At 64.4% G+C, this 12339-nt stretch carries 7 protein-coding genes; 2 read left to right on the forward strand and 5 right to left on the reverse strand.

Annotated features, from left to right (window positions below; translation table 11 throughout):
- Window positions 1-47 precede the first annotated feature (47 nt).
- From FN976_RS14995 to FN976_RS15015, 5 genes are all read right to left on the reverse strand, one after another.
- Entirely contained in the window at window positions 48-2447 is a 2400-nt protein-coding gene (locus tag FN976_RS14995; protein WP_145894068.1) for a 3-hydroxyacyl-CoA dehydrogenase/enoyl-CoA hydratase family protein, read from the reverse strand.
- An 81-nt stretch (window positions 2448-2528) separates the two neighbouring features.
- Complete coding sequence (locus FN976_RS15000; protein ID WP_145893853.1) at window positions 2529-3401, reverse strand: alpha/beta hydrolase family protein; 873 nt, start codon at window positions 3399-3401, stop codon at window positions 2529-2531.
- A complete protein-coding gene (locus tag FN976_RS15005) occupies window positions 3401-3868 on the reverse strand; it encodes a DUF2147 domain-containing protein (protein WP_145893854.1) in 468 nt (155 codons plus the stop codon). The genes FN976_RS15000 and FN976_RS15005 overlap by 1 nt, the downstream gene beginning before the upstream one ends.
- Entirely contained in the window at window positions 3865-5661 is a 1797-nt protein-coding gene (locus tag FN976_RS15010) for an acyl-CoA dehydrogenase C-terminal domain-containing protein (protein WP_145893855.1), read from the reverse strand. The genes FN976_RS15005 and FN976_RS15010 overlap by 4 nt, the downstream gene beginning before the upstream one ends.
- A gap of 3 nt (window positions 5662-5664) precedes the next feature.
- Window positions 5665-6393 carry a TetR/AcrR family transcriptional regulator gene (locus FN976_RS15015; RefSeq protein WP_145893856.1) on the reverse strand — a complete coding sequence of 243 codons (729 nt, stop codon included), beginning with the start codon at window positions 6391-6393 and terminating at the stop codon, window positions 5665-5667.
- A 229-nt stretch (window positions 6394-6622) separates the two neighbouring features.
- Between FN976_RS15015 and FN976_RS15020 the strand changes: the two genes are divergently transcribed.
- Together FN976_RS15020 and FN976_RS15025 are read left to right on the forward strand one after the other, a co-directional pair.
- Complete coding sequence (locus tag FN976_RS15020) at window positions 6623-11644, forward strand: RHS repeat-associated core domain-containing protein (protein ID WP_145893857.1); 5022 nt, start codon at window positions 6623-6625, stop codon at window positions 11642-11644.
- The gene (locus FN976_RS15025) at window positions 11632-12099 is read left to right on the forward strand and encodes an SMI1/KNR4 family protein (RefSeq protein ID WP_145893858.1); all 468 of its coding nucleotides are present in this window, start codon (window positions 11632-11634) and stop codon (window positions 12097-12099) included. Before FN976_RS15020 ends, FN976_RS15025 begins: the two co-directional genes overlap by 13 nt.
- Window positions 12100-12339: the final 240 nt, after the last annotated feature.

Raw genomic sequence — 12339 nt, forward strand, 5'->3', positions numbered from 1 at the left:
CCCATCCCGACCTTCCCCCGGAGGGGGAAGGAGGAAGGCACGTCCATCTAGTTCCGCAGCGGCTTCCCCGTATTCAGCATCCCCAGGATCCGCTCCTGCGTCTTCGGATGCTGCACCAGCGCGCAGAAGGCGTGCCGCTCCAGCGTCATCAGGTACTCCTCGGTCACCATGGTGTTGGCTTCCACATCACCGCCCGTTACCACGCCGGCAATCAGCGACGCGATGTGGAAGTCATGCGAAGAAATGAACCCGCCATCGCGCATGTTCACCAGCTGACCCTGGATCGTTGCCTTGCCGTTGCGCCCCGCCACCGGGAACAGGCGCTTGTGCGGCGGGCGATAGCCCACGTCGTACATCGCTTTGGCCTGCTGCACGGCGACGTACAACAACTCGTCCTTGTTCGGCACGACGATGTCGTCGTCCAGCAGGAAGCCCAGCTTGCGCGACTCGAGGGCGCTGGTGCCCACCTTGGCCATGGCGGCGGCGGTGAAGCCCTCCGTCACGAACTTCAGCAGGTCCTTGTCGGTGCTGGTCGCCGCGTTCTCCGCGGCACGGCGCGCGATGTAGGTCAGGCCGCCGGCGCCGGGCACCAGGCCCACACCGACTTCGACCAGGCCGATGTAGCTTTCCATCGCCGCCACGCGCTTGGCCGAGTACACCGCCAGCTCGCAGCCACCGCCCAGCGCCATGCCGCGGATGGCGGAAACGACCGGCACCGTGGCATAGCGCAAGCGCAGCATCGTCTGCTGCATGAAGCCTTCGGCGTCGTCGATGGCGCTGACGCCGACCACCATGAACGCCGGCAGCATCGCCTGCAGGTCCGCGCCGACGCTGAAAGGCTCGTCGCCCGACCAGACCACCAGGCCCTGGTAGTCCTTCTCGGCCAGGTCCACCGCCTGCATCAGGCCTTCGCACACCTCGGGGCTGATGGCATGCATCTTGGTCTTGATGCTGGCGATGAGGATTTCATCATCGAGCGTCCAGAGGCGGATGGCGTCATCTTCGTGCAGCGTCTTGCCCGCGGTCTCGAATTTCGGGCCGGCTTCACCGCGCAAAAGTTCCGGGAAGATCTGGCGCTGGTACACCGGCAGCACACGCCGCGGCTCGAACTTGCCCGACGTCGGGTTCCACGAACCCTCAGCCGTGTGCACACCGCCCGCATCCGCCACCGGCCCCTTGGTCACCCAGGCTGGCAGCGGCGCCTTCGACAGAGTCTTGCCGGCCTCGATGTCTTCGTTGATCCACTGCGCCACCTGCAGCCAGCCGGCTTCCTGCCACAGCTCGAACGGGCCCTGCTGCATGCCGAAGCCCCAGCGCAGCGCCTGGTCGACGTCGCGCGCGGTCTCGGCGATGGACGCCAGATGCACGGCGGCGTAGTGGAAGCCGTTGCGCAGGATCGCCCAGAGGAACTGCCCCTGCGGCCCCGAGCTTTCGCGCAGCAGCTTCAGGCGCTCGCCTGCCGGCTTCTTCAGCATGCGGCCATAGACCTCGTCGGCCTTCTCGCCGCCCGGCACGTATTCCTTGGACGCCGCGTCGAAGCGCAGCACGTCGCGCCCGACCTTCTTGTAGAAGCCGGCCTTGCTCTTCTGGCCCAGGTTGCCCATCTCCAGCAGTGTCTTCAGCACGTCGGGCGTGCCGAAGCTGGGGTAGAAAGGATCGCTCTTCTCGTCCAGGTTGTCCTGCAGCGTCTTGATGACGTGCGCCATCGTGTCCAGGCCCACCACATCGGCCGTGCGGAAGGTGCCACTGGACGCACGGCCCAGCTTCTTGCCCGTGAGGTCGTCGACCACATCGAACGAGAGCCCGAACTTCTCCACCTCGCGCATCGTGCCGAGCATGCCGGCGATGCCGACGCGGTTGGCGATGAAGTTCGGCGTGTCCTTGGCGCGCACCACGCCCTTGCCCAGGCCGCTGGTGACGAAGGTCTCCAGCTGGTCCAGCACGAGCGGCTGCGTCGTCGGCGTCGAGATCAGCTCCACCAGGTACATGTACCTCGGCGGGTTGAAGAAGTGGATGCCGCAGAAGCGCGGCTTGATCTCTTCGAGCAGCGCCTCGGACAACTTGGTGATCGACAGGCCCGAGGTGTTCGAGGCCACGATGGCGTGCGGCGCGATGAAAGGCGCGATCTTCTTGTAGAGGTCGAGCTTCCAGTCCATGCGTTCGGCGATGGCCTCGATGATCAGGTCGCAGTCCTTCAACTGCTCCATGTGCTCTTCGTAGTTGGCCTGGACTATGAGGGAAGCGTCATCCACCACGCCCAACGGCGACGGCTTCAGCTTCTTCAACCCTTCGATGGCTTTCGAAACGATCCCGTTCTTCGGCCCTTCCTTGGCGGGAAGGTCGAACAGCACCACCGGCACCTTCACGTTGACGAGGTGAGCGGCAATCTGCGCCCCCATCACGCCGGCGCCGAGCACGGCCACCTTCTTCACCAGGAAACGGCTCATGGTCTTCGTCCCTTCGTCGTTGGCCGCGGCGGCAGGGCCGCCGGCGCGTTCGTCACGGTCTTTGTACACGCAAAACTCCAGTTAACTGCGCGCGGGCGTTGCCGCGTCTAAAAAGTCCAGCACGGCAGGCAGGTAGCGCTCGGGCTCGTCGCGCATGCCGTGGGTGTGTTCCGCCTTGTCGAGGATGAGGCGCCGCAACGGGGTGGTGGGCGCGACGGCCGCGGCCAGCTCATCGCCGAACGCCATCGGCGTCCAGGTGTCCTTGTGGCTGCTGATCAGAAGCAGCGGCACGCCCGGCCGCGCATGCGGCAGGTGCGCGACGGGGCGGATCTTGCGCTCGCCGGCCGGCGCCACGATGCGCGACAGCTCCAGCACCGCATGCGCGAACGGATAGGCCTTCCAGAACTGCGGCAGCGAAGGCGCGACGCCCTCGGCGATGACGCTGTCATACGGAAAGTCGGGCCGCGAGATCGCGCTCAGCGTGTTGTTGCCGCCGAACGAGGCGCACAGCGCGTGCACCGGCAGCCCGGGGAAGCGGGCACGCGCCCACAGCCCCGCCGCCATGGCGTCCAGCGGGTAGTCGAAATTGGTCGACGGGCTTTCGCCGAAACCGTTGAAGTCGTAGGCGACGACGTGATACCCGGCATCCAGCAACGCCTGGGCATGGCCGTAGCGAAGCCAGAACCCCTTGGCCGCCAGGCCCATGGGATGCGCGCACACCACCACGCCACGTGCCTGCGGCACCTGCTTGACGATGGCGACCAGGCGCGACTGGCTCTCGCTGGCGATCGACACACGTTCCCAGCCTTCCTCGGAAACGCCGGCGGGCCAGCGCCAGTCCTTCATGAAGCGGCCGAAGAACGGCTTCTTCAGCTGGTGGTGCCAGAACCAGCGCGGCGCGGCAGGGCCGCTGCCGTGGCCGATGTTCAGCTGGGCGCGAATGGCTTCGCCCATTACTGCACCCGCACCCAGGTCTGTGTGCGGCCGAAGGGGCCGAACGAGCCGCGCACGTCGAGCTTCTTGCCGCCTTCCTGCGGCGTGAGGCGCAGCGTGTATTCGCGGCCGTTCTCGGGGTCGAGGATCTTGCCGCCTTCCCACACGTTGCCCTCGGGCGACTTGCGCGCGCCACGGATGATCTCGAGGCCGTCCATGGGCTTGCCCTTGCGGTCGTCCTTGCATTCCTCGCACACCGCGTCGGGCTTGGCGTCCTTGGCGAGGCGCTTGACGATGTTGCCGTTCAGCAGACCGCCGTTGTCGGCGATGCGGATCTCGGCCTTGGCCTCGCCCGTCTTGTCGTCGATGTTGCGCCAGAGGCCGGCGGGGGTGGATTGGGCGAAGGCGGAGGTGGCGACGAAAGCCAGAGCCAAGAAAACGGAAGCCCTGGATCCCCGCCTCCGCGGGGATGACGGGGTGGAGCTCATGCCAGCGCCGCTTCCGTGTCCAGCAGCGACTTCGCGCCCGCGCGCGCCGTCCGCATCAGCGTCGCCGTCTCCGGGAACAGCCGCGCGAAGTAGAACCGCGCCGTCTGCAGCTTGGCCTGGTAGAACGGATCCGTGTTGCCGGCCTCGATCTCCTTCAGCGCCACTTGCGCCATGCGCGCCCAGAAGTAGCCGAACACCAGGTGGCCCATCACGCGCAGGTAGTCGACCGAGGCCGCGCCCACTTCGTCGGCGTTCTGGAACGCCTTGAACCCCAGCTCGGTGGTGAACTTGGTCATCTGGTCGCCCAGGTAGGCGATGGGGTTGATGAACTCGGCCATCTTCTCGTTGACGCCCTCTTCCTCCACCAGCTTGCCCACCAACTTGCCGAACTTCTTGAGCGTGGCGCCGTTGTTGCCCAGCACCTTGCGGCCCAGCAGGTCGAGCGACTGCACGGTGTTCGTGCCTTCGTAGATCATGTTGATGCGGTTGTCGCGCACGAACTGCTCCATGCCCCATTCCTTGATGAAGCCATGGCCGCCGAACACCTGCATGCAGGCGTTGGTGGCGATGTGCCCGTTGTCGGTGAGGAAGGCCTTCACGATGGGCGTGAGCAGCGCCACCATTTCCTCGGATTCCTTGCGCACCTTCTCGTCAGGGTGATGCAGCTCGCGGTCGATCAGCAGCGAGCAGTAGAGCGACAGCGCGCGGCCGCCCTCGGCATAGGCCTTGGCCGTGAGCAGCATCTTGCGCACGTCGGGGTGCACGATGATGGGGTCGGCCGGCTTGTCCTTGGCCTTCACGCCCGACAGCGAACGCATCTGGATGCGGTCCTTGGCATAGGCCAGCGCGTTCTGGTACGCCACTTCGGTCAGGCCCAGCGACTGGCAGCCCACGCCGATGCGCGCGGCATTCATCATCACGAACATGGCGTTGAGGCCCTTGTTCGGCTGGCCGACCAGCGTACCGACAGCGCCATCCAGCACGATCTGCGCGGTGGCGTTGCCGTGGATGCCCATCTTGTGCTCGAGGCCGCCGCAGTAGACGCCGTTGCGCTTGCCCAGCGAGCCATCGGCATTGACCAGGAACTTGGGCACGATGAACAGGCTGATGCCCTTGCTGCCCTGCGGTGCGTCCGGCAGGCGGGCCAGCACCAGGTGGATGATGTTGGAGACGAAATCGTGCTCGCCGGCCGAGATGAAGATCTTGTTGCCGGTGATCTTGTAGGTACCGTCGGCCTGCGGCTCGGCCTTGGTGCGCAGCATGCCCAGATCGGTGCCGCAATGCGGCTCGGTCAGGCACATGGTGCCCGTCCACTCGCCGCTGGTCATCTTGGGCAGGTAGGTCTGCTGCTGCTCGGGCGTGCCGTGCGCATGCAGCGCCTCATAGGCGCCGTGCGTCAGGCCCGGGTACATCGTCCAGGCCTGGTTGGCGCTGTTCAGCATCTCGTAGAAGCACTGGTTCACCGTGATCGGCAGGCCCTGGCCGCCGAAGGCCGGGTCGCACGACAGCGCGGGCCAGCCGCCCTCGACATACTTGGCATAGGCTTCCTTGAAGCCCTTGGGCGTGGTGACCTCGTGGGTCTCCTGGTTCAGCTTGCAACCCTCTTCGTCGCCGCTGATGTTGAGCGGGAAGGTGACCTCGCTCGCGAACTTGCCGCCCTCTTCGAGGATGGCGTTGATGGTGTCGGCGTCGGTCTCGGCGTGGCGCGGCATCGCCTTGTATTCGTCGGCGACCTTCAGCACCTCGTGCATCACGAACTGCATGTCTCGCAGGGGCGGGTTGTAGACGGGCATGGGTTACTCCTTGCTTTTGGCGGTTCGTTGGGATTTGGCAGTGGCCGCCTTGGCTGCCACAGGGGCAGCGGCGGCCGCGGTCTCGGCGGCGCCGTAGCGCCGCAGGATGTTTTCAAAACCCGCGTTGGCGCGGGCGATGGAGCCGGGGTTCTTGAGGAAGCGCGCCTCGTAGTGCAGCGCCAGGATGAGCCCGTGGATCTCGAACAGCATCTGGTCCTCGTCCACCGAATCAAGAATGTGGCCTTCCTGCTTGGCGATGGCGATGGTGCGCCGCAGCGCGGCATGCCAGGTCTGCACCGAACTGGCCAGGGCATCCCGCACGGGGCCGGGCCGGTCGTCGAACTCCACGGCGCCGCTGATGTAGATGCAGCCCGAATCGATCTCGATGGAGGTGCGCTTCATCCAGTGCGCGAACATGGAGCGCAGCCGCGGCAGCCCCCGCTCGGCCCGGGTGGCGGGGTAGAAGATCTCCTCCTCGAAGCGGGCGTGGTATTCGCGGATGACGGAGATCTGCAACTCCTCCCGCGAGCCGAAGTGGGCGAACACGCCCGACTTGCTCATCTGCGTCACCTCGGCCAGCGCGCCGATGGAAAGGCCCTCGAGCCCGATCTGCGTGGCCAGCCCGAGCGCGGCATCGACGATGGCGGCCTTGGTCTGCTGGCCCTTCTGCAGGACCTGGCCGTCGCGCGCGGGGGAGCGGCGGGCCTTGAGGGGCAATTCGGTGACCGACATGGCGGGTGGGTTCCAGGGCAAATAAAACGAACGGTCGTTCTATTTTGCATGAAAGCTGTCGAAGGCAATAGCAGGGAGAGGGAGTTAGGGCATGGGCCCTAGCGAAAGACCGGGTAAACCCGCAAAACAAAGGTCGCGAAATCTCATCCCAACGGAGTACCCAAAGGAATTCAATTACTTTACAAAAGCCTCATTTAGTACACAATGAAGCGAAAAAGGGGGGAAGATCATGTTCGTTGCATGGCTACGCGCTGCGCTCGCGTGCGCACTATTTTCCATTTCATTCGCGGCCTCGACCCAGCAGCAATTCGGCGGGCCTGCGCCACCACCCGCCTGCCGGGTCCACGGTTGGCCGCAGTGCATCCCTGAAAAATACGTCACTGGAATCCAGGCGGCGCTGCAAGAGCACTGCGACCAATACGCGGCTGCTCACACCGCCCGCGGAGGAATCGTCTGGTGCGGCCAGCAGGGCTCCGTCAGCACTCAATGCACGCTGAGCACGCCCGCCATCTCTCCAGGGTTCGTCGGTGGTAATTGGGCGAACACCAACATCGTCATGGCGGGCCAGGACACTTTCTCGAGCAACTGGGGCCAAGGGCCGGTGTTCGAAACATGGGGACCAAGAGGTTATGCGGGTCCCGCCTGCTTCTGCCCCGCCAATTCCGGGCTGACGCCGGAAGCAACATGTGCGTGCCCGGCGGGGATGAACTGGGACCCACAGACGCAGCGGTGCGCGGTTCCGCCGCCAGATCCCGTCGTCATCACCTTGAGCGGACGAACTCACACACGGGCGCTGCCCGCAGGGCCACCTTTGACCTACGAAGCCCGTGTCACACGCGGGGGCGCGCCCGTGCCCGGCAGCATGGTCAACATCTGGGTGGGCCAAGGCAACATCACTGGGCTGACCGATGCAGACGGCATCTACCGGTTCACCTACATCCCGCCCTTTCAGAAAGAGACGACGGAGAAATTCACCGCTACCTGCATCGGCTGCAGCAACACCGCGGAGACTGGCGCGGTCGTGACGCACTGCGACGTGTGCGAGCCTGGGTTCGGGAACCCCGTGCAACCGGCCACCGGAGAAAAGCAGCAATCGGAGTCCGATTGGATCGACGAAGGAGCCCATGCGCTGTCGTTGGTGCGCAACTACCGCAGTCAAGGCGTGCCGCACATTGGGCTGGGGGCCGGGTGGACGCACGGCTTCGCCGGCCAGACGACCATGGTGGCCGACAAGATGCGCACCGTCCAACTGGGCGATGGGCGCACGATCGTGTTCGAAAAGCTTCTCACCGGCTCCTGGTTCTCCAGCGAAAGCCGGGCCGACACCTTGATCGAATCCGGCGGCGGCTTCGTGTACACCCGTGCGTTCGACGAAACACGGTACCGGTTCGAGGGCTCCAGGCTGGCTGACATCACCCAGCGCAACGGCTGGACGATGAGTTTGAGTTACGACCTCGCCGGCAACTTGGTGCGGGTGAGCAATGCATTCGGCCGAGCCCTGCAGTTCACCTATGCGGGCAGCCGCCTGACTGGTGCGACGGCACCCGACGGCAGCACGGTCGGCTATGCGTATGACGCCCAAGGTCGGCTCTCAGGCGTCACCTTCCCTGACGGCAAGACCCGTCAGTACCACTACGAAGACACCCGATTTGCTGCCGCTTTGACGGGCATCACCGATGAAAACGGCCAGCGCTACGCCACCTTCACTTACGACGCCCAGGGCCGCGCGACCGGCACCAGCCATGCGCTGGGTGCCAACAGCTACAGCGTGACATACCAGTCGCCCTCGCCGCTCGCCGGGAGTGTGGTGAGTGGGACGAACGTGAGCCCTGACCACTTCAAGCTGAGCGCGCAAGTCCGCGACCCGAACGGAAACGTGCAGCAGTACCAGTGGCAAGGCGGCGACGGCACCGTGCGACGCACCGGTGCCAGCGGGCCGTTCGAAGGCGAGAGCATGGCCTCGCGCGGCTACGGCGGGTCCCTGTTGCCCGTGCGCGAAGTGGACTTCGAAGGGAACGTGACCACGCACACGGAGGACGCGTCGCGCGAACTGCGCCTTTCCACCACGCACGCCGTCGGAACGCCACAGGAGCGGACAACGGCGATCGAATGGCATCCGACCTTCAGGCTGCCGGTTCGCGTCACCGAGCCTGGACGCGTCACGGCCACGACCTACGACGCCAGTGGCAACAAGCTAAGTGAGACCATCACTGACAGCGCCAGCGGCCAGACGCGCGCGTGGGCCTGGACGTATACGGCGCAAGGCTTGGTCGACACCTTGACCGACCCGGAGGGTGGCACCTGGCGCTTGGGCTACGACGGCGCGGGCAACCGAACCAGCGTGCGCGATCCACTGAACCGCGAAACGCGCTGGACCCATGACGCCGCGGGGCGCATCCTGACCCAGACCGACCCGGGCGGCCTGGTCACCAGCTATTCGTACGACGCACGCGGGCGTCTCACAGGCATTCAGCGGGCTGGCGAAGCGAGCGCCTATGGCTATAACGCCACGGGCCAGCTGACCAGTTCCACCCTGCCCGACGGCTATCAGGTCACTTACGCCTACGACGCCGCCCAGCGCCTGACCGGCGCCACCGACAACCGCGGCAATACCGTCAGCTACACCCTAGACGCCGCGGGCAACCGAACGCGCGAGGAAGTGAAGGACGCCAGTGGCGCCATCGCCTGGGCCACCACGCGCACCATCAATGCCCTGAGCCGGCTGGACGCTGTACAGACCGCCAGCGGCCGCAGCACCTTCGGCTACGACGCCAACGGCGAACTGGTGCGGCAGACCGATCCGCTGAACCAGAGCACGCGTCAGACGCTGGACTCCCTGCGCCGACTGACCGCCACCACCTTCGCAGACAACACCTCCGCCAGCCAGGCCTGGAACCAGCTGGACCAGCTGACTGGCGTCACCGATCCCAAGGGCGTCTCGACCCAGTACGTCACCAACGCCTTCGGGGAGGTGACCAGCGAAACCAGCCCCGACATCGGCACCATCCGCTACACCCGCGACGCCAACGGCGAGGTGATCCAGACCGAGGATGCCAAGGGCCAGATCAGCCGCATCGAGCGGGACGCGCTGGGCCGCGTGAGCCGTATCGAGTACACCGCTGGCCACCAGGTCTTCTACAGCTACGACGCGGCCGGCGCGGTCGGCCGCATCGAAGACAAATCCGGCGTCACCGCCTATGAGCGCGATGCGCTGGGCCGCGTCACCGCCAAGACCCAGGACGTGAATGATGTGCCGGGCACGCCCAGCCGCTTCCGCCTGCAATACGGTTATGGCCAAGGCCGGCTGGAAGGCATCACCTACCCCAGCGGCCTGAAGGTCAGCTACCAGCGCAGCAACGGCCGCATCACCGGCATCGACGTGCAGGAGCCCAGCGCCAACGTCAACCGGCCCAAACCGGTGCAGCCCTTCCTGAGCAACCTGACCTACACGGCCCTGGACCAGCCCAAGGCCTGGACCTGGTTCAACGGCGACAGCGCCTCAAGGTCCTTCGACCTGGATGGCCGCATGACGGCCACCGAGTTCGCCAGCTACACCTTCGATGCGGCCAGCCGCATCTCCGGCATCACCCAGAGCCTGTACGCGCGGGGGACGGGCACGGTCTACATCACCCCCATAAGCTGGCAGGCCGGATACGACACCCGCAACCGCCTGGTGGGCTTCGGCCGAAGCGGCTCGGACACGCGCTACACCTACGATGCCAACAGCAACCGGCTCACCGCCATCGACACGGCCACCAGCGACACCGACCTGGACGGCGAGTTCGACCAGACCGACTTCGCCAGGAGCACCAGCCAGGCTTTGAACATCGAGGCCACTAGCAATCGCCTGCTGGGATTCACCCAGACGGTGACCACCACCAACAAGGGCAACACCAGGAGCGTGGTGATCAGCCCCATCGCCTACAGCCTGGACGCCAACGGTGCCCTGACCAGCGATGGCTTGAGGAGCTTCGACTACGACGCGAGCAACCGGCTGGCCAAGGTGCGGGTCTTCAAGGACGGCGAAGCCGCGGGCGTGAGCTACCTGACGAATGCGCTGGGCCAGCGCGTCTTCAAGAGCGAACCGGTGGCCGAGCAGACACTGCCCAGCGAGGAAACGCTGGGGGCGGACTTCGTCACCTGGCTGAAGAAGCAGTTCGGCTGGCTGTTCGTGAAGGCTGCGGCCAACACGAGTATCGGCACCGGCTTCGTCTTTGGCGACGACAACGAAATCCCCAGCTGGGCCGTGCTGGGGGAGTACGACAACGGGAGCGCCAAGGGCAAGGGCAGGACGGAGTACCTTTGGCTACCGACGGAGGACGGGCAGGCCATTCCAGTGGGGATCTACCGGAACGGGAAGTTCTTTGCCATCCACCCAGACCATCTCGGGACACCGAGGCTGATGACCAACGAGGCCAAGGAAGTGGTTTGGCAGTGGCCTTACAGCGCCTTCGGCAACAACAAGCCCACGGGGGTGCTGAAGGCGACGGAGAAGCCGAAGCAGGCGATCACCAATCAACCCGTGCTGTTGAAGGCGACCAATGCCGTGGAACTGAATCTGCGGTTTCCGGGACAGTATGCGGATGAGGAGACGGGGAGCTTTTACAACTACTTCAGGACCTATCATCCGGGGCACGGAAGGTATACGCAGAGTGATCCGATAGGGTTGGCGGGGGGAATCAACTCGTACGCCTATGTGGAGGGGAGTCCCCTAAGCTTGGTGGATCCGTATGGCTTGTTCGGGTGGGCAGATATGCCGACTGCTCCGCAGTGGGCAGAAGACTTTGGAGGGGGGCTTGGGGACGTGCTGACCTTCGGTATATCGGGTGCTGTTCGAGAGCAATTCGACATTGGAAGTGTCAACAGGTGCTCCGGCGGCTACGCAGCGGGTGAAGTTGCTGGCATGGTGGCAAGCGTTGCTACAGGCTTTGTGGGGGGGACTAAGGCAGTTGCAAAGGCGAGCAGTCCCAACAATTGGGCCAACTTCTCTCATTCGGGAACGCCTGCAAGTTGGAATCGGGGTAGCCGATGGAGCAAGACAGGCAATCGAGGAAACGGTGACTACATTCCCACAACGGGAACACGGCCAGATCTGCACGACCTCATGGACGCAACTGCGGCGGGCGTCGGCGGAAAATATCCGACTTGGCCGGCGTGGCGCAGGGCGCCGAACCGGATGCCCTACACCCCTGGTGCAGCCCTGTACGGAGCAGCTTCAGCGGCCATGAACAGTTGCGAGTGCAGAAGATGACTTTAGATGTCACCGGTCTCACCAAGACAGTGCTCTCCGCAAGTCGGAAGGGCTTGTTGCGAAGGAAGCCAATATTCAAACCTTACGCCACCACTTCCTCTGATGAGCTAAGCAAAGTGGCGGAAGAAATTGGAACTCCGTTACCCCTTGATCTTCGCAACTGGCTCCTGGCAGTTGGGTATGGCGACATTGATGAAGAGTTAAGCTTCCGAAGAGATTGGTTAGTAAGTATCGAGAGTGGTCACCTGAAAGGTGGCGCTCGATTCGCCCAGGATATTCTGGGCAACTTCTACGCTTTCGACTCTAGCGGGCGCATCTTCTACCTCTGCCGATCCGAACCCGTCTTCGCGGTAATGTCGAAAAATTTCTTGGAGTTCATTGAAGAGCTTGTCCGTCGTGACTACAAGCTCGTGGATTGGGTGAACAGCCTAGAAACTCAGAAATATGAATGGTAGGGAGCTGATTCGGCTCAGAGAGGAACGGGGATTTTGGGGCCATATTCGAAAGGCCACTTTCATATTTGCGCATCGGTTCGGGGAAATTGGTCCGATGTTGATCCAGTTAGATCGCATGAGGCACTACTGAGGAAGGCTCGGGGGAGATCGCGCTGGTGCAGACATTGCAGTCTTACTGGCGCGTGCAACACCTCGAACCGGACGAAGAGGCTCTGCACTCGCCGATGCTGGGGCCTGACG

Source organism: Caenimonas sedimenti (assembly GCF_007833165.1).
Lineage (GTDB): Bacteria > Pseudomonadota > Gammaproteobacteria > Burkholderiales > Burkholderiaceae_C > Ramlibacter > Ramlibacter sedimenti.